Raw genomic sequence first — 23,978 nt, forward strand, 5'->3', positions numbered from 1 at the left:
ATGCGGACTGGCTGAGAGAACAGGACCGCGCGCCGTGATGAACCCGCTCCCCGAACTGCCCGCCGGCGCCTTCACGAAGCAGGATACCGGTGACGATCTTGCTTTCTATGCCCCTCCGCGGCTGGTCACGCACATCGACGAGGGGGCGGTGGCGTCGCTGACCGCACATTATCGAGGTCTGCTGCCCCAGGGCAAGCCGGTACTCGACCTCATGTCGAGTTGGGTCAGCCACCTGCCGCCCGACCGGACCTACGCCCCTGTCGTCGGACATGGCATGAACGCTGAAGAGCTCGCCGCCAATCCGCGCCTGGATCGCTGGTTCGTTCAGGATCTGAATCGCGACGCCACGCTGCCGCTGGAAGATCGATCCTTCGAGAGCGCCCTCTGCTGTGTCGGTGCTCAATATCTCCAGCAGCCGGTCGCTGTATTCACCGAAGTGCGCAGGGTGCTGGTCCCGGAAGCCCTCTTCATCGTCAGCTTCTCGAACCGATGTTTCCCGACAAAGGCAGTTGCCATCTGGCGGTCGCTCGACATCAACGGACACGCCGCGCTGGTCCGGCTCTACCTCGAGCGCGCAGGGTTCCGCCACATCACCGCGGACGTCCTCGCCGACGGCCGTGCAAGTGATCCGTTGATCGCAGTAACTGGTCGCGCTTGAGAACTGTGAACGGCCACCGCCGACGCTTGGGAAAAGAGCCCGCACTGTCCGGGGGGTGACCCAGCTCCGCGGAGGATGCCGCTTAGAGACGACGGTCCGCCGGCGGCGCATCACGCGCACGGATCGGCGCGTGAGGCGATGCGAGCCCGACGGTCAGCGACTCTTCCGTTGCTGCCGTTCCTCATGATCCGCTGTGATCTCCAGGTCCCTCGCGAGCTGCTCCAGGGCGCGGCGAGCGCCCACGCGCTCAAGCCCGTCCCGATGATCGACAGACCGCGGCGGGGTGCTTCGCGCTCGCGCCAGTTTCGCGGCGGCCCTGAGTGTTTCTGAATCCACGACCGCCGATCCTCCGATCGCTGCTTACGGAACCTCTGCGGCAGCATAGCATCATCGCGGGCGAAGTATCGACTCGCACAGCGTCGGACTTCCGGACTCGAGGCATATCCGATCCGCCGCTAATGCACGTTGGCGCTGACCAGCTCGTCCAGAGCAGACCCCACGATTCCCCATCGTTGCATGCCCCGCCAATCCCGTTTTCGATACAGGTCCCGCATATAATCGTCAGCCCATGCGACTGCGTCATGCGCGCCCAGATCAGTGATCAGTTCGGCCGCAATCGCCCAGGCTTCCTGCTGGTCACCCTGGTCCGGCACGATCTCGGTTGCTGATTTCCTCGAAGCCCCGCGATCACGCGGCTCGCCAGCCGTCGATCTGAAACGCGCGGAGGACGGGTCTGTGCTGACGCCGTTCCGCAGAGTGCTGCGGTCGAGCTTTCTTCTCGGCATGATCAATCGTCCGGCGGTAGTTCGTCGGGCCAGAAATCGACCTCTTCGGTCGTCTCTGCGGCGTGCCGCTTCCGGCCGCACTCGGGCAAGACGGGCGCTTCTCCGTCGAACCCGATCCTGATCGCTGCTCCGGGTTGCGTAGCCCCCTGGAACACTGCCTGAAGCTCCCGACCATTGCGTAGCATGCTGCCGATCCAGGGCGCGCGATCCGCCGTCAGGTAACCGATCTGAACATGACGGGCGCTGACGACGGCAATGGCGCTCGGATCGACGGGGTTCTTGGGTTCGGGTACGAGCTCGATCGGCTCACCCGGCACACAGAGCAGGATCTCGAACCGGCGATTGCTGCCATCGGCATTCGGATGGTTCGCGCCGACGACATGCAGGCTGAGTTGCTTCATAGCCATGTCTCAGTCCGCCGCGATCAGCTCAGGGTGCGGCCGAACCATAGCACCCGACCAACGATGTCGATCCGGCCAAGCTCGATGTTCCGCCAACTCGGATAATCCGGATTGTCGCTCCTGATCGAAATACCTCGTCCCGATGGATTGCGGGCGAGCCGTTTGACCATCAGGCTGTCGTCGAGCCGCAGCACGTAGATGCCGTCCCGAAGTCGCCCGACGCCGTCCTTTCGGTCGACGAGCACATCGTCGCCATCGGCAAGGGTCGGTGCCATGGAATCACCCTTTACCTGGATGACCGACAGACCATCGGCAGACCCCTTCGTGCGATCGCGGAGCCAACGCGGATCGAAGCCGATCGTCGTGCGACGCGCCTCACCGAAATCGGCAGCGCCATGTCCGGCCGACGCATAGACGTCGAGCACGGGCACTTGTTGCAAGGCCGGCTGCTCCCACTCCTGGGGTCCGCCCAAGACGGCCTCCTTGACGCCGAAGTAAGCGGCGAGAACTCGTCGATCCTCTTCGTGCAGCCGCTTGGGCGTACCGCGCTTGATGTACTGCTGGATGTACGCATCGTTGCGCCGAAGCATGCGTGACAGGCCTGCATAGTCTTCCTTGCGCTCGTCGATCAGCCGCTGGAGCGCTGTGCGAGGATCTTCAATTTGCGCGAGCATCATAGGAATCATCCTAGACAAAACCGGCAGGAGCATGGAACATAACGGGAACAATGTAAAGCGAGTCGGTGCCGATGGAGAACGAACTGCTGCAGAAAGTGGAGGAGTACCTCGCTCGCGCGGGCCTGAGCCCGACCCGCTTCGGCCGTATCGTCGTGCACGACCCGCGCTTCGTGTCCGACCTCCGCGCAGGAAGACGTCCTAGGCGAAAGGTCTATGGCAAGGTGACCGCCTACCTTGTCGCCCACGGCGCCTGATGACCGCATGCCGGCCCGGATCAGCGGACGCCACCGAAGGACCAGGCAGCAAGGACCTTCGCGACATAGGCTGGCGTCTCGTTATTGGCCGGCACCCCACGCGAGCGAAGGACCGCCCCTGGACCTGCATTATAGGCCGCGAGCGCAAGCTTGATCGACCCGAAGCGGTCGAGCATCGCTCGCAGGTACCGGGCACCGCCATCCACATTGGCGCGCGCGTCAAACGGATTGAGGACGCCGAGCGCGCGCGCCGTCGCCGGCATCAGTTGCGACAGCCCCATTGCCCCGGCTCGGCTGATCGCACCCGGCTCAAAGGCCGATTCAACCTCGACCAAAGCCTCGAGCAGGCCAAGCGGCAGTGCGTGGCGCATCTCGGCCGCCCGGATGAAGGCCAGCACATGGGTGCGGGCCTGGTTCGTCAACGGGGCGCGCGAGGTTGTGCGTGCGATAGCGAAGCGGCTTTGGGGGACGGGAAGCAAGGGCGCGCGCCCGGCCGTCCTGTGCTCGACGAGCTTGAAGGCCACTGGTGCAAATATCCCCTCGTAGACGCTGTTCTCGACTGGCGCCTCGGCCGGGGGAGGAAGCTGCTCGGCGAGCGCCGGCGAGCTGACCAAGAAGAGCATGAACGCGCTCACGCTGGGAGTAAGGAATCGGATCATCGTGTCCTCGCATGGCTCTTCCCTTCCTCCTCGAATCGGAACATAGTGCGAACGTGCTGCTGTAGGAAAGCAGCGAAGCAGCCCTGGAGAGGAGGCGGCGGCCGGGGCCTGCACACGAAGATGCGAGACGCCGATGAGCTACCATGACCCTCACTTTACAGGCGCGGCCGACAGCGGACGCGCCATCGTCGAGTCGCTCGGCGGACGATGGGGACAGAGCGGCGGCATGTGCCGCTGTCCCGCGCATGGCGACCGGACGCCGTCCCTCAGCGTCAGGCTGGGCCGGAAGCGCCTGCTGTTCCACTGCTTCGCGGGTTGCGACAACGGAGCGGTTCTGCAGGCGCTGCACGCCTTGCGACTTCCCGGCGCGGCGAGCTGGTCTCCCGCAGTGCGGCACGATGCATCCGACGATCTCAGCCGCCGAGCCGCCCAGCAGCTCTGGTCCGACGCGCGTGCCGCGGCCGGCTCCCCTGCGGAGCTTTACCTCGCCGGCCGAGGCATCAAGCCGACCCCTGCCCTTCGCTTCCATCCCCGCACACCACTCGGGCCGAAGCCGTTCACCCGCTTCTCGCCCGCGATGATCGCGTCCGTTACCGATGCAACGGGCCTCATCGCCGTCCACCGGTCATTCCTGTCTCGCGACGGCAGACGCCTGACCCGTCGTGAACCCCGGCGTGCCGCGCTGGGTCGGCTTGGCTCCGGCCTTGTCCGTCTCACGCCGGCTGCCCCCCGCCTCGGGCTTGCGGAAGGCATCGAGACGGCACTGTCGGCCACGTCGTTGTTCGACCTGCCGTGCTGGGCGACCCTGGGCACCGAGCGCTTCTCCCGCATCGAGCTCCCGCCCGGCGTCGAGGAGATCGTCCTGTTCCTCGATCATGATGCGGGTGGAAAGCGGGCCGAGATGTTGGCGCGCGAACATCTCGGCCGGCACGTGGTCGAGGCGCACTACCCTCCCTGTTTGGGCGACGACTGGAACGACGTTCTGCGACGCTGACGCTTCGAGAGGAAAGGCAGCGGGGCCGTGGTGCCCTGGTGCCGGCAATGAAGCCGGTCGGGCGGGAGATTCCTGATGACCGCACTTGCCCTGTCACGCTCGCCGGTCACCGACCCGGTGATCAAGCTCGCTCATGCCCTCGTCGGCTATCTGGAAGCCGGCGAGCCGATCGACCAGCGGCTCCTGAGGCAATCGTTCGAATCTGCCTGCTCGCAGGCGAGCGCGCGCGACCATCGGTCGATACGCCACGCCTATGACGCGCTGGAGCTCGCGCAGATCCTTCTTCTCACCTCGCCCGCGTGGAGCGAGCACGACAACACCCTCGGAACGCTCGCCGCCCTTGCGGCACTGACCGATCAGCTGCCGACGCAGAGCATCCGCACCGAGGAGCAGCTCGTACTTCAGCAATTCTCGACGCCCGCTCCGATCGCGTGGCTCCTGGGGCGGGCCGCCGCGCTTTCCTCGGCGGACACGCTGCTCGAACCGTCCGCCGGAACAGGGATGCTCGCTTGGCCGGCCGCGCGTGCAGGGACGCGCCTCATCCTGAACGAAATCGACCCGGTGCGCCGGCTGTGTCTGCGGGAGGCGTTCGGCGACGCTCAGGTGACCGGCTATGACGGGGAGCTGATCGACGACCTGCTCCCGCCGGACCAACGCCCGACCGTCGTCATCATGAACCCTCCCTTCGCCCGTTCCGAAGGACGCGGCCAAGATCGGAACGCAGCCGATCGCCACCTGCTCGGTGCTGCGAAACGCCTCTCCGACGGCGCACGGATCGTGGCGCTGATGCCGACCTGGTCCAGTCGCGATCTGCTTGGTTCGTCTTGGACTTGCCGCATGGACCTGACGCTGAGGCGCGGCCTTTATGCCAAGCACGGCACCGGCATCGCGGTGCGGCTGGCCGTCTGGGACCGGGTCACTGACGGCGGCGTGCCGATGGTGGCGGACATCGAGGACCTTTCTAGCGCCCTTGAACTCGTCGATCGGCTTCCTCCCCGCGCAACGCCGCCATCCTCCCCTTCGCCGCCCTCGCCGTCCCGCGCCCCGCGCCTGTCGCTCTTCCGCGGAGTTCGTGGCGCCTCACGCGCGCCCACGCTTCCGAAGCCGGAGCACCAGGATGCCGAGGCGCAGCCGTTGCGGGTCATTGCGCTCGAGGAACCGAGCCCGACCGGCGAGACGGCCGGCATCTACCTGCCATGGCGGCCCAGCCGGCTCAGCCTTCCCGACGGACAGGATCACCCGACCCCGCTCGTCGAGTCGCTGGCGATGGGTTCGATCGCCGCTCCCCGACCGGTCTACGCGCCTTTGCTCCCCGCTAAGGTGATCACCGACGGACTCCTTTCCGCGGCACAGCTGGAAACGCTCGTCTACGCCGGCGCGGCCTTCGAGCGTGACCTACCGGGTCGCTTCAATACGGCCAAGGAGGGTAGCTTACTCGAAGTCTCCGATGACGGAGCTGCGTATGCCGCGGGCTTCTTTCTCGGCGATGGCACCGGCGCCGGAAAGGGGCGTCAGATCGCCGGGATCATTCTCGATCAGTGGCAGCGGGGACGGCGACGCCACCTCTGGCTCAGCAAGAACGAAGCCTTGCTGGAGGATGCACGGCGCGACTGGGGGGCGCTCGGCGGAATGGCACTGGACGTCCAGCCCCTGTCACAATGGAAGCTCGGCACGCCGATCGCGCTCGATGCCGGCATCCTCTTCGTGACCTATCCGACACTGCGCTCGGGGCGCGAGGACGCGACCCGCCTTCGCCAGATCCTCGACTGGGCAGGCGAGGCGTTCGACGGTGTCATCGCGTTCGACGAAGCGCACGCGCTCGCGAACGCGGCAGGCGGCGAAGGCTCACGCGGCCGGGTCAAAGGATCGGAGCAGGGCGTCGCAGGTCTGCGGCTGCAGAACCATCTCCCCCGCGCTCGCGCCCTCTACGTCTCGGCCACGGGCGCCTCGAACATCGCCAACCTCAGCTATGCGACACGCCTCGGGCTCTGGGGACCGGGAACGGCATTCGCTGACCGCGAGGCATTCATCACCGGCGTCCGCAAGGGCGGCATCGCGGCAATGGAGCTGGTCGCCCGCGACCTAAAGGCGCTTGGGGTCTACACGGCGCGTGCGCTGTCCTTCGCCGGGGTCGAATATGACCTGCTGGAGCACACGCTCACCCCCGAGCAGATCCACGTCTACGACGCCTATGCGGAGGCCTGGGCGATCATCCATCGCAACCTGAATGCCGCGCTCGAGCAAACCCGGGTCGTTGATACCGTCTCCGGCTCGACGTTGAACCCGAATGCCAAATCGGCTGCGCTGTCCCGGTTCGAGAGCGTCAAGCAGCGCTTCTTCGCGCAACTTCTCCTGTCCGCCAAGCTGCCGAGCCTCTTGCCTGCCATCGAAGCCGACCTCGCCCGCGGCGACGCCGTCGTGGTTCAGCTGGTCTCCACCTCCGAGGCGATGCTCGCGCGGCGATTGGCCGAACTCGATCCGGCCGAGCGCGAAGCGCTCGAGATCGACCTCTCCCCTCGCGAATATGTCGTCGACTACCTGCTCGGCGCCTTTCCTACCCGCCAGATGCGCGTCTTCACCGATGCGGACGGCACGGTTCGCTCCGAGCCGATGACCGACGAAGACGGTCGTCCCGTGCACAGCCAGGCCGCACTGGCCGCGCGCGATGCTCTGGTCGAGCAACTCTGCGCCCTGCCGGCAATCGCCACGGCGCTCGACGCGATCATCGAGCGGTTCGGCACCTCCCAGGTCGCAGAGGTGACCGGGCGCACTCGCCGCCTCGTCGTGGATGCAAACAGTGCGCAGCGCCTCGAACGCCGCACGCCCAAGTCAAACCTCGCTGAGTCCCAGGCCTTCATGGACGGCACCAAGAGACTGCTCGTCTTCAGTGACGCCGGTGGAACGGGACGCAGCTACCACGCTTGCCTGCGCGCCAAGAACCAGGCGCGCCGCATCCACTATCTGCTCGAGCCCGGCTGGCGCGCCGACGCGGCCATCCAGGGCCTCGGCCGTACCCACCGCTCGGCGCAGGCATCGGCGCCCCTGTTCCGGCCCGTCACGACCGATGTGCGCGGCGAACGCCGCTTCATCTCCACCATCGCTCGCCGCCTCGACACATTGGGTGCGCTCACTCGGGGACAACGCCAGACCGGTGGTCAGAACCTGTTCGACCCCGCCGACAATCTCGAGAGCGACTATGCCAAGGATGCGCTGATCGCCTGGTACCGCCTGCTCTATGCCGGGAAGCTTCAGTCGACGACGCTGGGTGACTTCGAGGATCGTTCGGGGCTCCGCCTTGCCGCTGAGGACGGCGGTCTGCGCGACGACCTGCCGCCGATACAGCGATGGCTGAACCGTCTCCTCGCCTTTCCCATCGCGCTCCAGAACGCGATCTTCGACGAGTATCTCGGTCTGGTCGAGGCGCGCGTAGACGCGGCGCGCAAGGCGGGTACGCTCGACCTCGGCGTCGAGACACTGGCGGTCGAGCGGTTGCGCGTGGAGCAGGATCGCGTGATCCGGACCGATGCCACCAGCGGTTCCACCACGCATCTGCTCACGTTAGGCTTAGAACGCCGCCCGCGGCCGTTGTCGTTGGACGACGTAATGGATCTCGCACGACGGAAGGATGCCCGTTTCCTCGTCAACGAACAGTCAGGTCGCAGCGCCCTGCGCCTGGATGGCCGGAGCGTGCTCAGCGAGGACGGTACGCTGTGCCCGCGCTATGAGATCGTTCGTCCCTTGCGCCGCCAACGTCTTGATCGTGACGCCTTCGCCGACACACGTTGGACCATCGCCACAGCTGACAGGTTCGCGTCCGCCTGGACCGCTGAGGTAGACGAACTGATTGCGTCCACGTCGACCGAGACCATGCACCTGGTCACCGGTCTGCTCCTGCCGATCTGGGACGCCCTGCCCGATGAACTCGCCCAGGTCGTGCGCGTGGTCGACGAGACAGGACAATCGTTGCTCGGGAGGCAGATCCCCGCGCGGGCGCTGGCGGAGCTTGGCCATCGGTTCGGCTTCGATGCGCCCGTGGTCGCGCCGGACGATCTCGTCAGGGCGGTGCTCGAGGATGGGCGAACTGTCCCCGTAGGCAACGGTGGCAAGCTGCACGCTAAGCGGGCGCTTGTCGGCGGGTCGCAGCGGCTTGAGCTCACAGGGTTTGATCCGGCGCGCCTGCCCGAGCTGAAGGCGCTCGGCTGTGTCGTCGAGATCATCCGGTACCAGACCCGGCTGTTCGTACCGGCTCCAAAGGCACCGGAGATCCTGACCGCGTTGAGCAGATAGTCGAGATCATGGGTTCGGCTCGACAGCGCCTCGCTCATCATCTATTTAGACGTTACCACTAGAAAGGTCCGGCCATGGAACGTGCGATCAGCGCCAGCGATGCCAACCAGCATTTCTCCGAGATGCTGCGCGACGTGCAGGACGGCGAAACTTTCGTCGTCACATCTCGTGGCCGCCCGGTCGCAAAGGTCACGCCGGTCGATGATCTCGACCGGCAGGGCCCCGCGCTCGATGCGCTGCTCGACTTCGTCGCCACTCTGCCGCGCCGACGGGCGGACGCGTGGCGCCGCGAAGATCTGTACGAGTGACCCGCGTCGCCTTCGATACCAACGTGCTGGCCTATGTCGCCGGCGTTGACCGGCATGCCGATGATGCAGTGAAGATCGACGCCAGCCGCATGCTCCTGAAGCAGCTGCGCGGTCGTGCCGCCCTCGTCGTGCCGGTTCAGGTCCTGGGTGAGCTCTATGTCGTGCTGACCCGCTCGGGCGCATCACGCGACGAGGCGCGCGACGCGGTGCTGCGCATGGCGCAGGCTTTCGGAACCGCGGACAGCAACGCCTCGGCTTTCCTGTCGGCGCTCGACCTGGCCACAACCCACAAGCTGCAGTTCTGGGACTCGCTGATCGTGAACGCCGCCGCCGAAGCCGGCTGCACGCTCCTACTCTCGGAGGACATGACCAACGGCTTCTCCTGGCGGGGAACCGTCGTGGTCAACCCGTTTGCAACGACGGTCGATGAGCGTCTGACCCGCCTCATCGCCTGAGTTCGGGCAACCCCCACCTCACACGACTTGGAGGAGGAAAGGAGGCGTCGAGGACGCGAGCCGGCGCAGACGCGCCCGAGGCTCGTGACCAAGGAGACCGACGATGATCCAGACTATAGCGCTCGGCAAGCTCGTGCCGTCCAAGCGGAACGTCCGCCGCCGCAGCGATGCCGCAGCCGATGCCCAGCTCCGTGCCGATATCGTGGCCCGCGGGCTGCTCCAGAACCTGATCGTAACCGCCAACAAGAAGCCTAGGGGCACCTACGCCGTCGAGGCTGGCGGGCGACGGCACAATGCGCTCAAGGCTCTCGCCGAGGACAGGAAGCTTCCTGCTGACTTCGCCGTTCCCTGCCTTGTGCTCGACGACCTCGGTAGTGCCGTTGCGGAAGCGAGCCTGGCCGAGAACTTCCAGAAGCTCGCCCTGAACCCAGCCGACGAGTGTCTCGCCTTCCAGCACTTCATCGAGCAAGGCTCCGATGTAGAGGGCGTTGCCCGCCGTTTCGGTGTCACCGTGCGGTTCGTCGAAGGTCGGTTGCGGCTGGCGAGCCTCGCGCCGGTCGTCTTCCAGGCGCTCGCCGATGGCGAGATCACACTCGATATCGCCAAGGCGTACGCCTCGACCCCTGATCGCGAGCGTCAAGCGCACGTGTTCGACCAGATGAGCCGCGGCTATGGCGGTGCGCATCCGGACAGCATCCGGCGCATGATGACGCAGGCGACGGTCTCCGGCGCTGATCCGCGCGCACGCCTCGTCGGGGAAGATGCGTATCTCGCCGCGGGTGGGCGGATCGATCGCGACCTGTTCGCCGACGACAGCACCACGCGCTGGCTGGACATCGCCATCCTCGAGCGCCTCGCCAGCGAGATGATGGAAGCCGCCGCCGCCGCCGTCGCGGCGGAAACGGGATACGCCTGGGTCCGCCCGACGCTGGATCGCTACGTCGACTGGCAGCAGACCGAGGGCCTGCAGCGCGTCGATCTCGCGCCGCCATCGCTCTCCGCAGCCGAGTAGGACCAGATCGCCACCCTGGAGGCGGACGCTGCGGACAAGATGGCGCTGATCGAGGACGAGAACAGTAGCGAGGACGAGCGTGCCGTCGCCGAGACCGCGCTCGAAAGCATCGAAAGGGCAATCGAGACAATCACCGAGAGGCCTCCCGTCCTCCCCGAAGAGCTGCGACCGACGGTGGGCGCCTTCCTCGTGCTCGGCCCGGACGGCGCCCCGCGGCTCCATCAGACGCTCTATGTCGAACCGGTCCAAGAACCGGAGGCAGTGACGGAGAGTGACATCGGCGACGAAGTGCCAGCCTCGCCCGCCCGCTCAGTGGGGCTGTCACAGCGGCTGACCGACGAACTCGCGATCCAGCGCCGCGACATCCTCGCCGTCCATGTCGCCGCCTACCCGGACTTCGCCCTCGACCTGGCGATCTTCCTGATGGTCGATCGCAAGCCTGGACATGGGGTCGAGCGGTACGGCTCGTCGCTCAGCGCCCGAGCGCCTCAGGAGCCTGTGATCGGCTTCAAGACACCGGAGGCCGCGGCAACGCTCGCGAGGATCGAGGCCGAGCAAGCACTCGACCGCAGCTGGACCATGCTGGAGACGGCGAGCGCCCGCTTCGATGCCTTCCGGGCGCTTGGCGCCGATGAGCGCGCCGCGTGGCTCGGACACGCTGTCGCTTCCACACTCGAGGCGAGCGTGCTCGGTGCCGGCGCGAGCGGCTGTGACTTTCACGATCATCTGGGGCAGCTGCTCGGCATCGACGTCGCGGCATGGTGGCGGCCGACAGCCGCTAACTTCTTCGACAAGGTCACCAAGCCTGTCATGTTCGACGCGCTTGCCGAGATCGACGGGCCGGCGCTCGCCGCGCGGTATGGCAACGCCAAGAAGTCCGACCTCGCCGCCGCGTGCGAGAAGATCTGCGCTGGCGACTTCATCGGTGAGGTCGGCACGAAGCACTTGGCGCGTGGGTGGCTGCCGACGGCGATGCGCTTCACACCGGCTAAGGCTGCCGAGGCAGCGCCGGAGAGCACACCTGCTCTGGACGGCACGTCTATGAGCGAAGCGGACGCCGGCGATGGGGAGGACAACGCGGTCGATCGCGAAGCAGCCTGAACGACGGCGACGCGGGGGCGGCCTCTACTGGAGGTCGCCCCTTTGTTTGGGGCCGGTGAGAGAGGGGAGACGGCTGTCGCCGGGGGCGAGCCGATCCGGCTCTTATCCGAGAGGAGATGCGCAATGCGCCCCACACGTTCTTCCGCCGTGTCCGTCAGTCCCGCCGAGACGATCACCGACGCCATTATCCAGCGCCTGGAGGCTGGCGTCAGGCCGTGGCGCCAGCCCTGGACCGGTGGCCCCGTTTCGCGGCCACTGCGCGTCTGCGGAACCGCCTACCGCGGCGCGAACGTGATCTGGCTGTGGATGGCTGCCCAGGCACGCGGCTTCATCTCACCGACCTGGATGACCTACCATCAGTCGCAACTGCTCGGAGGTCAGGTCCGCAAGGGCGAACGCGGCACCTGTGCCATCTTCTACAAGAGCTACAGCAAGGAGGTCGAAGATCCCGCCACGGGCGAGCGCGAGGACGAAGCTCGCCGTGTGCTGAAAAGCTTCACCGTCTTCAATGTCGACCAGATCGACGGCCTGCCCGAACGCTTCACGCCGGAGCCCATCCCGCTGCCCGAGCCGACCGCGCGCGATCATGCGCTCGACGCCTTCTTCGGCGTGATCCCCGCCTCGATCCGCCACGGCGGCGGCGAAGCCTATTACCTGCCGAGTGTCGACCAGATCACGATGCCCGATCCTGCCGCGTTCCGATCACGTGACTTGTACCGGTCCACGCTCGCCCACGAGTTGGCGCACTGGACGGGACACCAGAGCCGGCTCGCGCGCTCTCTCGGCAACCGGTTCGGCAGCGACGCCTATGCCATGGAAGAGCTGATCGCCGAGCTCGCCTCCGCCATGGTTGGCGCCGAACTCGGCCTGCCGGTCGATCACCTCGACGACCATGCGAGCTACCTCGCGTGCTGGCTCAAGGTGCTGAAGGCCGACAATCGGGCGATCCTGACAGCTGCCGCCAAGGCCGAAGAGGCGTCTGCCTTCCTGCTGGGCTTCGCTCGCGTTGCGCACGCGCCGGACGCCCTCCTCGCCGCCTGATCCTGCCGCCGGGAGCGAAAGCACGCGTCCGCTCCCGACACTCTCTTTCCATCGGAGACACCCCATGACCTACGATGTCGGTTATCGCTTCGCGCAGGCGCTCGATCCGAGTGGCCTCGACACCATCGCTGCCTGCCTGCACGCCATCCAGGCCGCGGCCAAGGACTGCCGCAACGCAGGCAAACCGTTCGAAACTGATCCTGCCGTCGTGCTCTTGGCGCAGCATCTCGGGGCCGTCGCACGCGCCAAGATGCCCGACCGGGCCGCGCTGCGGTCGTTATGCGGGCAGGCGGTGGCCGAGATCGCCCGCACACCCCTGCTGACCGTGCTTGCCGCTCGCGGCGTCGACAATGATGCAGACGCCAAGCGGACCTTTCATACGGAGGCACGCCGCGCGCTCCGGCGGCTTGCGGAAGCGCTCCAACTCGCCAGCGGCACGTACGAGATACGGGTCTGCGCGGGTGGGCCCGCGGTCTCCGGCGAGGTCATCCTGCACGGCGATGAGCTCTATGTGCAGGTCTCGATCGGCGGCTTTGGCCGAGGTGAGATCCTGCTCCGCAGGTGCCGCGGCCGCTCCGACTATGTCGGCGAACGCAACCACTGGGCACGGATGGCGGGGTTGGTGGATCCCGCCACACTGGCGGCCCGTATCGCCCGCGAACTCGGGCTTGCCATGCCCGTTGAATTCCAGCCGCGGCTGGTTGCCTGAGGTCACGAGAGAAGGTCTCCCAGACCCCACCTGCGGCCGCAGAGGCCCTCTACCCGCCGGCGGTCCACGCGCAACCCGCCCGCCTGCGGCCCGTGTTGCCTCAGCCGGTGCCGGGCACCGGGTGAGGCTGCCCGCGCCAGCCTTGTCGGTGGGTGGCGCTGCGTCCCTGCTGCCGGCGGGTCGGAGGGCTTGCGTCGCCGCAAGGATGCGGCGTCTGACAGGAGACCTCTCATGCCGACCACCCTCGCCTCCCAGCTTGCCGCCCTAGAGCTCGGGCATCTCTCGATCACCGCAGATCGCGGTACGCGTACCCTCGCCCGCCCGGAACCCGAGGCGATCGACCATACACTGGCCGCCGTCTGGTCCGACCTCTTCGCGCTGTTCACCGACACGATCATCGAGGATCAGGCCGAGGAACTCGGTTGGGGGTTCGTGAACCTTTTCCACCGTGCGGCAACGAAGGCCTCGACCCGGATCGACCGCGCGACCGACGAGATCCGCTTGTTGCTGGCAACCGCCGACGGGTCTGAGGTCCATACGTCCGAGCTTGAGCAGCAGGTCGAACGTGCCCAGGAAGCCGAAGCAGAAATGCTCGCACTCGAGAACCTGCGAGAGACCGCGGCATCCTTGTACCTCGCCGAGACGGGGTCCTCGTGGAAGCCCGCCGGCGGCTCTCGGCTCAGTCACGACGCGCTGACGACATCGGCGGTCGTACAGGGTCGCGAGTTCCTGAAAGCGCGCGCCGAAGGCAAGCGCCGGGCCGCTATGCCCGAGGGAACGCCAGTCGTGTTCGCCGGTGGACGGCAGACCTTCCAGACGACCGATGACGCGAAGGCCTATGGCGATGCGATCTGGCAGACGCTCGACCGCGTCCGCGCAAACGTCGCCGACATGGTGCTGGTCCACGGCGGCGACGGCAAGGGAGCCGACCGCCTCGCAGCATCCTGGGCCGAGCGCCACAAGGTGCCCCAGATCAGCTTCAGCCTCGACACGCGCCTGGGCGCACGGGCCGGCTTCCGTCGCAACGAGCAGATGCTCGGATTGAAGCCCCGCTATGTCGTGGCATTCGCCGGCAATGGCGTACTGGAGCGGCTCGTCATTCAGGCCAAGGAGCGCAGCATTGCCGTCGTCGATCGTCGCGGACCGCTCGGCACCAATCCCAAGCACAACGCACGGGTGACCGGTGCTTCCGTAGCGGGTTGACCGCTCGCTTGGGCGTCGCTTCGGCGGCGCCCTTGCCCCTGTGATCAAGCTCTGTGTGAAGGGCCGAGGCGCAACGGAGGGCGCGCCGCTCAGGACTACGCCGCCTCGCGCTGATCGGTTGTCGCGGCCGCGACATCCCCGCTGCCGACGGCATCCCACCCCGCAGGAGTCAGGGCGTACAGCCCCCGCTCCGTTCGCTCAAACCAGCCATAGACATTGCGCAACAGGATCGCGCCGGCATCCTCGGCAAGGGCCTTCAGATCGCGCGGGCGTTTCGCTCCATCCCGCATCGCTTCAGCGCACGCGATCGCCCGCTGGCGATAGGCGGTCATGATCGGCTGGCGGGTTGATCCGCCCGCCGTCGGATCCCCTCTGCGCCGACGATGCTCGGCGACAAGCCGCCGCCGCTGCGGCAGGTTGGGCCTTGGCCGGTAGGGTGTCGGTTCGGAGATGACGCTCACGCTGCCCAGCCGCAGATCGACCGTGAGCAGACCGATGCCGAGCATCCGGCAGAGCCGATGCACCCTCTTGTCCTGGTAACGGCCGCGTCGTGTCGCCGGCACCGCGACATAAACGAGGTCCGAGGAGCGCGTCCGCTCGACGGCCTGGAGCAGGAGTTCGAGCGAGAAGGATAGCTTCAGCTCGGTGATCACCACCAGCGGCGGCTCGCCATCGGCCAGGCCGACGATATCGCAGCCGCAGACCTCGCCTTTGACCTCGAACCCGCAGGTCTCAAGGTAGCGCTTGATCGGCGCGTAGAGCGACGTCTCGGGAGTGGCGGCCGACCTGTTCGTCATCCTCTGTGCAGTAGCTGCCGCGCGTTCGGCATCAAGCGCTTCGCGAGCGCTCGACCATCGATCCTGCTGGTCCCGAGACCACCGCAGCGTAAGAGGCCGTGAATGCTCCTGCTTCTTCTCCTGGCCAGCGCGGTTGCGCCCGGCGCAACCTTCACCTGCACGCCCGTGGCGGTGTGGGATGGCGACGGGCCGATCTGGTGCGCCGAAGGGCCGCGTATTCGTTTGGCGGGGATCGCCGCGCGCGAAATCGACGAGACCTGCCGGCCCGGGCACCCCTGTCCGACGGCAAGCGGCCGCGCCGCACGCGACCACCTCGTCTCGCTCTTGGGCGGTGCCCGCGGCACGCGGCGCACCGGCCATGTCGTCGTTCGCGGGCCGCGCCTCACCTGCGTGTCGAACGGGTCTGCGAAGGGCGATCGGACCGGCGCTTTGTGCCGTTCGGCTCAAACGGGCGACCTCTCCTGCGCGATGGTCCGGAGCGGCTATGCGTTGGCGTGGAAGCGCTATGGTGGCGACCGGCTCTGTAAGTCGGCGGGGCTGCTTTCCAGGAGAAGGTGAAGCGTCAGAGCTTGACCATCCTGACTGGTCAGGACCGCTCCCATCGACTTCTCACCCCTATGGCGGGCGCCATCCGACACAACCCGCTCGAGCCCAGGCCCGTGTTGCTCGGGGCTTCGCCCCTCCCTGCCCGCGCCAGCCTTGGTCTCGGGGGTTCCCCTCCGGCCCTGACGGGCCTGCGGTGCGTCGTCTCGGCTTGCCTCGCCATGGCCGGGGCTCCGTCGATCGGGACGGTCCCGACGACCCTTTGGAGTGAGCCCCATGACCAACACCGTTCTTCTCGTCGGCAATCTCGGCACCGATCCCGAGACCCGGACCACCCGCGGCGACACCCGCGTCACCTCGCTAAGCCTGGGCACCAGCCGACCCAAGCGCGACAGCGAGGGCAAGACCTTCAAGGATGCGAACGGCTTTACGGCCAAGGAAACCGAGTGGCACCGCATCACCTGCTTCAACGGGCTCGGCAAGACGGTCTCGCAATTTGCGACCAAAGGCATGCTGGTGTCGGTGCGCGGCCGGATCCACTACAGCAAGTGGACCGACAAGGAGGGCGTCGAGCGGTACGGCTGCGAGATCATCGCAGACGACGTGCAGTTCCTCAGCCGGGGCAAGCCTGCGGCCGAAGGCGGGGCGAGCCAGTCCGACATCGACGACGATCTCCCCTTCTGACCTCAGCGGATCACCCCGGCGGCAACCCGCCGCCGGGGCTCTCCTGGCGTTATCGACAGCTCGGGAAATGCCGGGCGACCATCGCGTCCAGCCGACGGGTCAGCAGCGCCGCCAGTGTCAGCGCATCCCGTTCGGCATCGAACGGATCACGCGTGCAGGCAGACACGATCGCATCACGCAGCCAGTAGCTGGTTGCCGGATCGGCGATGATCGCGATGACCTCCGCCACATCGCCAACATCGTGTCTCTCGAGAAGCTCAGCCATGGCTGTTCTCCTCGCTTTCGACTGCCGCACCGATGCGAGGCACAGCAGCCTTGCCAGCCCGTTCGCGAGCCGCCCGGTCTTGCGAGGGAGCAGCCACGGCGTCGGCGATAAGACGCCGCAATGCGTCGGCACCGAGCCGTGAACCGCCAGCGTCGAGCACGATCAGACCCAGCTCGAGTGCCGCCGCACGCCTGAGCTCGGCGCCCTTCGTCTGCATCGCGAGACGCTCTTCGTCATGTCGGGTGAGCGCTTCCAAGGCGCTCGGCTTCTTCTTGGCCACGACCAATCTCCTTACGGTCGAAGCCCCTTCCACCCGCGATACTGGCGCGGGCCCCGGGTGTAGGAAAGCGATTCCTGTGCAGGCGGGCGAAAGAGGTCTCCGCCTCGGGGCTCACCGCATCCAATCGGCCGGGACGGGCATCGAGCCCGTCCCGGCCGAACTCTTCTACTCGCTCAACGATGGGCAGGATGACAGCGGCGAAGACCGGGCCTCAAGGACGACGGGGCCCCACCATTTTTCCGGCCGCGATCGGGCCTTGGCGCCTCACCTCGAGCCGGGTGGCGCGGCCGGAAAAATCGTGACCCCCATCGCCGCTGCGCGGCCGCACCCTGCGGGTGCGGTCCCTGACCCCCGATCTTCCCCGCTGTCGCGAGACCTCCGTCTTTCACGTGAGATTGAGGAGATGGACGATGACTTACTTCAGCCCGATCAGCACTAACGACAGCAACACCGTGCTGGAGCACGAGGCCTTCATGGCCGCCTACGGAAAGGCAAGCGCAAGGGCGCCCTACAGCTACTTCGACCAGCACATCATCCGGACGGACGATGCCTGCTACTGGGTAGCCGATGAAGGGGACTACGAGACGCTGATGCAGGACCTGATAGACCGGATCGTCCACACCGTGCCCGCCGGCCGGGATGACGAATACTGAAGACGGAGGGGGCGCAACGCTCCCTCTTGTCGTGCTCGTCCAGAGCTTAGTCTTCACTGCTTCTCGTCGCCGCTTTGCCAGCTGGCTCGCCCGCCCGACCAGCCTTCCACCCACCTGCGTAAGTGCTTCGATCGCCAAGCTTCGAGCACCGCCTCTCACGGCACTGGAGCCCTCCGGTATCGACTGATCATCCCGGGTTTCAGGCAGCGAGATCACCGCCACCATCAATCTCTGGGCATAAGGGACAGGGAGCACACCTTACGCGGTGCACCGCAGGAAGGTCGTAGTCTTTTCAGTGACTTAGCGCGTGACCACCACTGGCACGAGTCATGGTCAAAGACCACCAGATCACCAATGACCATCAGCCTCGGAAAACTGCCGGAATACTGGCGCTGGTCCTTGACGCAGAGACCTTGTTCCGGCTATGTTCTCCTTGCCTTGCGTAGTGCCCACCACGCTCCATGCGAATGGATGCGTGATATGCAACGACGTTTTCAGCTTGCCTGCTATGTGACGGATGACCTCAGCACCGCCTTCGCGGCACGTGCTCGGGCACGGGAACTTACGATCGCAGCGGCGCTCCGCCAGCTCGTCATCAACGACGTGTTCGGGGTCGCCTACGACCCGCGCGAACAGCGCAATCACATCCTCTTCATGACGATCGCGATGGACGGTTTGCTGACCGAACATCCCAATCCCGATCTCCGGTCTCGCCTGATCAAGGAATGGCAGGAGCGCGTCGCTCGGGAGGACCAGTCCCATGCGGCATAAGTTCACCAACTTCACCCGCGGCAGCCAGCTGCTCGGCCATTTCGGCTTTATGTTCGCCGCCGGCCTGAAGGGGCCACTGATGGTGACGGCCGCGACCTTCACAGGCCTGTGCTGGTGGCGGGTATCGGCCGCGCTGTCCGACCATGAAAGCTATCTCTGCTGGATGCGGCTTTATGCCGGCATCTACACCTGGTTCGAGTTCGATCCGGCCAAGGCCGTCAACCTCGAGACGCTGTCTGGTCGGCACGTGCTTCTGCCGATGTCGCACGTCGCGACGCACCCGATCGTGGTCGCCGCCTGGGACCGGATGACCTCGGCTGCCGGCACCGCCGCGATGCTCGCGGCGATCATCACCGTCCCCGCGATCGCGGCCTTCGCCTGGCTGGCAGCGTGGTTCGGCCGACGCTCCAAGGAAAGTCGCCACGAGCGCGGCGCGACCCTTGCCGAGCTGCCCGCGCTGGTAACTGAAATCGAAGCGCATAACGCCCGCGAGCGGGCATCCGAATATCGCCGCCTGCTGGGTTCAGGATGGCGCTATGCGTTCGCCGCAGAGCTCCGCGAAGCCGGCTTGTACGAGCCCTATTCGCTCGCCGGCGTGCCCTACCCGTGGCGCCTCGAGCAGAGCCACGCGATGCTGATCGGGACCACCGGCACGGGCAAGACGGTCGCGTTGCGTGACCTGCTCGCGCAGGTCCGCGCGAAGGGTGCGAGGGCGGTGGTGTTCGACCTCACCGGTGCCTTCATCGAGGCGTTCTTCGACGAGGCGACCGATACCATCCTCAACCCGCTCGATGCGCGCTGCCCGATGTGGTCGATCTTCGAAGATTGCAGCGACGAGGCCGAACTGACCTCAGCGTCCGAGGCGCTCGTGCCGCACGATGGCGGCGGCTCCGAACAGTTCTGGGTGCTCGCCGCACGCATGCTGTTCGTGGAGATGTGCCTGAAGCTTCTCAGGGATGGTCGCGCGACCAACGAAGCGCTCAGCACGGAGCTGATGACGGCGAGTCTCGCCCACGTCCACAAGCTGATGGAGGGCACCGTCGCCGATCCGCTCACCGCACCGGAAGCCGCCCGCATGGCGGAATCGATCCGCGCCGTGTTCAACGCCAACGCCAAGGCGCTCCGGATGCTGCCAACGACGGGGACGCCCTTCTCGGTCAAGCGCTGGGTGACCGGCGACAGCAAGCCCGGCGCGATCCTGTTCGTGTCCGCGCGCTACGTCGACATGTCGGTCGCATCGCGCCTGCTGACGGTGTGGATGGATACCGCGATGAACACGCTGATGACGCTCGAACGATCGAGCGACCTGCGGCTCTGGTTTCTGTTCGACGAATTGGGCGCGCTGCACCGCCTGCCCGCCATCGAGAAGGGCCTGCAGACGGTCCGGAACTATGGCGGCGCGATCGTCGCCGGCGTGCACGCTTATGCCAAGCTCAAGGAGACCTACGGCGAGAACATGGCGATGACCCTGTCATCGCTGGCGCGGACCAAGTTGTTCCTGGCGACCGCCGACCGGGAGTCAGCGACCTGGTGCTCGGACTTCATCGGCCACCGCCAATATCGCGAGATGGAGGAAGGCTATAGCTACGGCTACAATAACGCTCGGGACGCCGTCAGCCTGACCCCGAGGCGCCAGATCGAGCCGCTGCTGCTCCCCGATCAGCTCATGAACCTGCAGCGGCTGCGCGGGTATCTGAAGTTTCCCGATGGCTTTCCGGCAGCCCCGATCCGGCTCACCTATGTCGACTTCCCGCGCCGCGCAGAGGCCTTCGTCGCCCGACCTAAATTGGCGCTCTCGGAAGCCGGGAACGGGACTGCAGAACGTCCAGACGAGCCCTCTGTCGACGGCGCTGATGCACCCGGTGCGACCGACCAGGGACCGGGCCCGAGCAGCGATGCCCGGGAGCAATCGGTCCCGTCAGACGCGGGATCCGGCCCCTTGTTCGACTATGCCGATCAGCGCCCCACCGAGCCCCCGATCCCGCCCGCGGACGTGCCTGCCAGCGCGTCCAATCCTGCATTGGCGCCGCTACGCCCGGCCTTCATCAAGCCTCCGACTCCGCCTGCATCGCGTGCGTTGAAGATGGGCGGAACAGCATCGCGCGGCGGCCAGGGAGAAGACGCCGAGATTGCAACCCGACCTCCAGCAGGAATGGAGCGATCTCCCTTCGCGCCGCCGCCCGGCACACCCGGCAGCGTCAATCTCGGCCGTGGCGTGCGCCCCCTCCCCGGCCAGGAAAACATCTCGCTGCGCGAGCTGAAGTCCGGGGTCGCTCCGGGAGACACACCGGTGCCGGATGACGGCATCGAGCTCTGAGAGGTGCGCCATGCTGTCGGTCGCAACCGTCCGTTCCGCTAAAGGCGCCGCTGGCTATTTCGCCGCCGATAACTACTACTCGCCGGGCGAAGCGGAGACGTCGGGCGAGTGGTTTGGCAAGGGCGCCGAAGCGCTCGGGCTGACCGGCAATGTCGACAAGGAGACGTTCGAGGCGCTGCTGAAGGGCAGCCTCCCCGATGGATCTCAGGTCGGCACCCTCGAGCGCCACCGCGCCGGCATCGACCTCACCTTCTCGCTGCCCAAGAGCTGGTCGCTGCTTGCGCTCGTTGGCGGCGATCGGCGCATCCTCGACGCCTATCGCGCGGCGGTGAAGGAGACGCTCGGGTGGGCCGAGCGCAACGCCGCCGAAGCCCGGATGGAGGTCAAGGGCAAGGAGAAGGTGGTCGCCACCGGCAACCTGATCGTCGCTTTCTTCGAGCACGACACCAGCCGGGAACAGGAGCCGCAGGCCCACCTCCACGCTATTGTCGCGAACGCCACCCAGGGGCCGGATGGCAAGTGGCGCGCACTGCACAACGACAAGCTCTGGTCATTGAACACCCTGTTCAACGCGATGACGATGGCGAGCTTCCGCGACAAGGTGGAGGCGCTGGGTTACGCCGTTGGCGACCGCGGCAAGCACGGCAATTTCGAAGCCGAGGGGATCGGCCGCAACCTGATCATGGCGTTCAGCACGCGACGCCAGCAGATCCTCGCCAAGGTCGCCGAGATGGCGCAGAAGACCCCGGAGGCATTCGCCGCCGCGACGCTGATGACGCGGTCCAGGAAGGCGCCCGTTGCGGACCGTGAATCGCTTTATGAGGGCTGGCGGGAGAGCGCCCGATCAGCCGGTCTCGACCTTCCCGAACTGATCGAGCAAGCCCGGGCGCGGGGAAGTGCCGCGCCATCTCCGTGGGAGCGTCTGGCACAGGCTGCGGGTGTCGCGACGACACGCGGTCGCGAGCTCGTCAGTGCGCTGGCCGATCGGCTCGGCCTCGCCAGGTCCGATCCATATCTGCCCCGCAATATGCGCTCCAAGGGCCCGGCAGAGGTCGCCGCGGCGCATTCGGTGGCCTCTGCGCTGCGTCACCTCGAGCAGCGCGAAGCCGCCTTCAAGACCACCGACATCTACAAGGCTGCGCTGGACACAGGCCTGCCTACGGGGATGGCCCAGATTGAGGCGCGCTTGGCTGCCCTCGCGCGAGCGGGTCAGCTCGTCCCTGGCACCGGGCACGCCGACGACATGATGACCACGGCGCAGGGTCTCGCGGTCGAGCGACGGATCCTCTCGGCCGTGGGTACAGGGCGCGGCGCCGGCACCAGCTTCCTGCCTCTTGGCGACGCAGGTGCCGCGCTGCGGGACAAGGCGCAGTTCAACTCAGGGATCGTGCTCAACCCCGGTCAGGAGGCTGCGGGCGTCCTTCTGCTGTCCTCCACCGACCGCATCATCGCCGTCCAGGGAGTTGCGGGCGCGGGTAAGAGCAGCATGCTGGCGCCCGCCGCCAGGCTCATCGAGGAGAGCGGCCAGAAGGTGCTGGGACTCGCCGTCCAGAACACGCTCGTCCAGATGCTCGAACGCGAGACCGGCATTCGGTCGATGACCGTTGCCCGGTTCCTGCGAGCCAATGCGCCGCTGCTTAGCGAGCGCCCAGACCCGGGCGCGCTGACCGAGGCGCGGGCGACGTTCGGCGGCACCGCCATTCTCGTCGACGAGGCCTCGATGCTGTCGAATGCCGATCAGCTGAAGCTGGTCGATCTCGCCAATCTGCTCGGCGTCGGGCGGATGGCGTTCGTGGGCGACGCACGCCAGCTCGGCGCGATCGATGCGGGCAAACCCTTCTCGGTCATGCAGCAGGCCGGCGCGACCACCGCACACATGCCGCAGAACATCCGCGCGCGCGGCGACACCGTGAAAACGGCTGCGGCAGCGGCGCAGATCGGCAATGTCGAGCAGGCCATGACTGCGCTGAAGCCCTTTACGATCGAGGCACCCGGACGCGGTGCTGAGGAAGCTGCGGAAAGATGGCTGGCGCTGGCACCGGACGAACGATCGCACACCGCCATCTATGCATCTGGTCGACGGTTGCGGGGCGACATCAATCGCACGGTTCAGGAAGGCTTGTTGGCACGCGGCGAGATCGGCCCCGCTAGCCTCGCCCTGATCGTGCTGGAGCGGGTCAATGTCACCAATGAGGAACTGCGGTACGCGCAGAACTATGCTCCCGGCATGGTGCTCGATGTGTCGGAACGCCGCGACGGAGTTCGGCTCGCCAAGGGTCGCGCCGAGGTCGTCGCGGTCGATGCCTCCGCGGGCACGGTCCGGGTGCGCGGGGCCGATGCAAAGGAGCGGACGTTCCGGCCTGATCGGCTCAGACCCACGCGCGATACCGGGCTGCAGTTGTACGAGCGCAAGGATCTCACGATCCATGAGCGCGATCGCATTCGCTGGACGGCGAGCGACCATAACCGGGGGCTGTTCAATGCGGACCGGGCACAGATCGTCGGGATCGATCGTGGCGTGGTCAGCATCGAGACCTCACTCGGCGTGAAGCTGGACCTGAAGCGTGACGATCCAATGTTGCAGCGGCTCGATCTCGCCTATGCGCTGAACGCCCATATGGCGCAGGGGCTGACCTCCGACGCCGGCATCGCGGTGATGGAAACGCGCGATACCAAGCTCGTCAACCAGCAGACCTTCCTGGTCACGGTCACGCGGCTTCGGGATACGCTGACCCTGATCGTTGATCACGCCGATGGCCTACAGCGTCAGCTTGTTCGCAACGCTGGCGGCAAGACCTCGTCACTCGAGACTGCCGGCAGCATCCCTCGCACTGGAGCACCGGGTGCGGCGAACGAAGGCAAGGATAGCGGGGCTGATAAGCCGACCACTACACCCGAGAAAGCGCTCGATATCGACACCGGTCGTGGAAAAGTCTTCGAGATCGGGATCTAAGCGGAGCGTGCTGAAGTTGTCCTCGAGCCTTTTGCCTGTTCGGGATTGGAGATCTACCTTCGGATAGGCACGACCGGTAACTGGCCGACGTCCCCTGCCCAAACTGCAGCTTCCGGTCTGATCCAGTGCACGGAGCTTTAGTACGGCTCCCTCCGACCCCCCCAACTTCGA

The 23,978-nt window shown here is 66.6% G+C and carries 23 protein-coding genes; 17 read left to right on the forward strand and 6 right to left on the reverse strand.

Translation table 11 applies throughout. The annotated features are described in order from the left end of the window. The first annotated feature begins 37 nt into the window (after positions 1-37). Positions 38-658, forward strand: a complete 621-nt coding sequence (locus ACI2JO_RS04045; protein WP_404719448.1) for a methyltransferase domain-containing protein — start codon at positions 38-40, stop codon at positions 656-658. Between the two features lie 787 nt (positions 659-1,445). Here the strand turns inward: ACI2JO_RS04045 and ACI2JO_RS04050 are convergent. Both ACI2JO_RS04050 and ACI2JO_RS04055 read right to left on the reverse strand, forming a co-directional pair. Further along, positions 1,446-1,844, reverse strand: a complete 399-nt coding sequence (locus ACI2JO_RS04050; protein WP_404719449.1) for an HIRAN domain-containing protein — start codon at positions 1,842-1,844, stop codon at positions 1,446-1,448. Positions 1,845-1,867: 23 nt separating this feature from the next. Continuing rightward, the gene (locus ACI2JO_RS04055) at positions 1,868-2,506 is read right to left on the reverse strand and encodes a helix-turn-helix transcriptional regulator (protein WP_404720318.1); all 639 of its coding nucleotides are present in this window, start codon (positions 2,504-2,506) and stop codon (positions 1,868-1,870) included. Between the two features lie 86 nt (positions 2,507-2,592). Between ACI2JO_RS04055 and ACI2JO_RS04060 the strand changes: the two genes are divergently transcribed. Next, entirely contained in the window at positions 2,593-2,775 is a 183-nt protein-coding gene (locus ACI2JO_RS04060; protein ID WP_262826845.1) for a hypothetical protein, read from the forward strand. Positions 2,776-2,795: 20 nt separating this feature from the next. Here the strand turns inward: ACI2JO_RS04060 and ACI2JO_RS04065 are convergent, their stop codons facing one another. Further along, a complete protein-coding gene (locus tag ACI2JO_RS04065) occupies positions 2,796-3,434 on the reverse strand; it encodes a lytic transglycosylase domain-containing protein (RefSeq protein ID WP_404719450.1) in 639 nt (212 codons plus the stop codon). A 133-nt stretch (positions 3,435-3,567) separates the two neighbouring features. Between ACI2JO_RS04065 and ACI2JO_RS04070 the strand changes: the two genes are divergently transcribed. The 9 genes from ACI2JO_RS04070 to ACI2JO_RS04110 all read left to right on the forward strand — a co-directional run bounded on the left by ACI2JO_RS04070 (position 3,568) and on the right by ACI2JO_RS04110 (position 14,544). Further along, a complete protein-coding gene (locus ACI2JO_RS04070; protein ID WP_404719451.1) occupies positions 3,568-4,428 on the forward strand; it encodes a toprim domain-containing protein in 861 nt (286 codons plus the stop codon). A gap of 75 nt (positions 4,429-4,503) precedes the next feature. Beyond that, positions 4,504-8,715 (forward strand): strawberry notch-like NTP hydrolase domain-containing protein, encoded by a 4,212-nt coding sequence (locus ACI2JO_RS04075; protein ID WP_404719452.1) that lies wholly within the window; start codon positions 4,504-4,506, stop codon positions 8,713-8,715. 74 nt (positions 8,716-8,789) lie between these two features. Further along, positions 8,790-9,023 (forward strand): type II toxin-antitoxin system Phd/YefM family antitoxin, encoded by a 234-nt coding sequence (locus ACI2JO_RS04080; RefSeq protein WP_404719453.1) that lies wholly within the window; start codon positions 8,790-8,792, stop codon positions 9,021-9,023. Continuing rightward, complete coding sequence (locus tag ACI2JO_RS04085) at positions 9,020-9,478, forward strand: PIN domain-containing protein (RefSeq protein WP_404719454.1); 459 nt, start codon at positions 9,020-9,022, stop codon at positions 9,476-9,478. Before ACI2JO_RS04080 ends, ACI2JO_RS04085 begins: the two co-directional genes overlap by 4 nt. A 103-nt stretch (positions 9,479-9,581) precedes the next feature. After that, the gene (locus tag ACI2JO_RS04090; RefSeq protein WP_404719455.1) at positions 9,582-10,490 is read left to right on the forward strand and encodes a ParB/RepB/Spo0J family partition protein; all 909 of its coding nucleotides are present in this window, start codon (positions 9,582-9,584) and stop codon (positions 10,488-10,490) included. Positions 10,491-10,529: 39 nt separating this feature from the next. Continuing rightward, positions 10,530-11,591: a hypothetical protein gene (locus ACI2JO_RS04095; RefSeq protein WP_404719456.1), complete on the forward strand. Its 1,062-nt coding sequence runs from the start codon at positions 10,530-10,532 to the stop codon at positions 11,589-11,591. A 123-nt stretch (positions 11,592-11,714) separates the two neighbouring features. After that, complete coding sequence (locus tag ACI2JO_RS04100) at positions 11,715-12,632, forward strand: ArdC family protein (protein WP_404719457.1); 918 nt, start codon at positions 11,715-11,717, stop codon at positions 12,630-12,632. Positions 12,633-12,696: 64 nt separating this feature from the next. Then, positions 12,697-13,341, forward strand: a complete 645-nt coding sequence (locus tag ACI2JO_RS04105; RefSeq protein WP_404719458.1) for a hypothetical protein — start codon at positions 12,697-12,699, stop codon at positions 13,339-13,341. Between the two features lie 231 nt (positions 13,342-13,572). Beyond that, entirely contained in the window at positions 13,573-14,544 is a 972-nt protein-coding gene (locus tag ACI2JO_RS04110) for a DUF2493 domain-containing protein (protein ID WP_404719459.1), read from the forward strand. 95 nt (positions 14,545-14,639) lie between these two features. Here the strand turns inward: ACI2JO_RS04110 and ACI2JO_RS04115 are convergent, their stop codons facing one another. Then, positions 14,640-15,341 (reverse strand): DUF2161 domain-containing phosphodiesterase, encoded by a 702-nt coding sequence (locus ACI2JO_RS04115; RefSeq protein ID WP_404719460.1) that lies wholly within the window; start codon positions 15,339-15,341, stop codon positions 14,640-14,642. 102 nt (positions 15,342-15,443) lie between these two features. On the opposite strand from ACI2JO_RS04115, the gene ACI2JO_RS04120 reads away from it, so the two are divergent. Next, a complete protein-coding gene (locus ACI2JO_RS04120; RefSeq protein ID WP_404719461.1) occupies positions 15,444-15,899 on the forward strand; it encodes a thermonuclease family protein in 456 nt (151 codons plus the stop codon). Between the two features lie 261 nt (positions 15,900-16,160). Next, positions 16,161-16,568, forward strand: coding sequence for a single-stranded DNA-binding protein (locus tag ACI2JO_RS04125; protein WP_093330712.1), 408 nt, complete (start codon positions 16,161-16,163; stop codon positions 16,566-16,568). Positions 16,569-16,617: 49 nt separating this feature from the next. Here ACI2JO_RS04125 and ACI2JO_RS04130 read toward each other — a convergent pair whose 3' ends face one another. Both ACI2JO_RS04130 and ACI2JO_RS04135 read right to left on the reverse strand, forming a co-directional pair. Next, on the reverse strand, positions 16,618-16,833 hold the full coding sequence (locus ACI2JO_RS04130) for a hypothetical protein (RefSeq protein WP_404719462.1): 216 nt from the start codon (positions 16,831-16,833) through the stop codon (positions 16,618-16,620). Then, positions 16,826-17,113: a DUF6437 family protein gene (locus ACI2JO_RS04135; protein WP_404719463.1), complete on the reverse strand. Its 288-nt coding sequence runs from the start codon at positions 17,111-17,113 to the stop codon at positions 16,826-16,828. The genes ACI2JO_RS04130 and ACI2JO_RS04135 overlap by 8 nt, the downstream gene beginning before the upstream one ends. A 410-nt stretch (positions 17,114-17,523) precedes the next feature. On the opposite strand from ACI2JO_RS04135, the gene ACI2JO_RS04140 reads away from it, so the two are divergent. From ACI2JO_RS04140 to mobF, 4 genes are all read left to right on the forward strand, one after another. Beyond that, positions 17,524-17,766 carry a hypothetical protein gene (locus ACI2JO_RS04140; RefSeq protein WP_404719464.1) on the forward strand — a complete coding sequence of 81 codons (243 nt, stop codon included), beginning with the start codon at positions 17,524-17,526 and terminating at the stop codon, positions 17,764-17,766. A gap of 354 nt (positions 17,767-18,120) precedes the next feature. Beyond that, positions 18,121-18,537 carry a hypothetical protein gene (locus ACI2JO_RS04145; RefSeq protein WP_404719465.1) on the forward strand — a complete coding sequence of 139 codons (417 nt, stop codon included), beginning with the start codon at positions 18,121-18,123 and terminating at the stop codon, positions 18,535-18,537. Beyond that, the gene (locus ACI2JO_RS04150; RefSeq protein WP_404719466.1) at positions 18,527-20,854 is read left to right on the forward strand and encodes a type IV secretion system DNA-binding domain-containing protein; all 2,328 of its coding nucleotides are present in this window, start codon (positions 18,527-18,529) and stop codon (positions 20,852-20,854) included. Before ACI2JO_RS04145 ends, ACI2JO_RS04150 begins: the two co-directional genes overlap by 11 nt. Positions 20,855-20,864: 10 nt before the next feature. Next, the gene (gene mobF / locus ACI2JO_RS04155) at positions 20,865-23,807 is read left to right on the forward strand and encodes a MobF family relaxase (protein WP_404719467.1); all 2,943 of its coding nucleotides are present in this window, start codon (positions 20,865-20,867) and stop codon (positions 23,805-23,807) included. Positions 23,808-23,978: the final 171 nt, after the last annotated feature.

Origin of the sequence: Sphingomonas sp. NPDC079357 (assembly GCF_044901155.1) — a bacterium.
In the GTDB taxonomy this organism is placed as follows: domain Bacteria; phylum Pseudomonadota; class Alphaproteobacteria; order Sphingomonadales; family Sphingomonadaceae; genus Sphingomonas.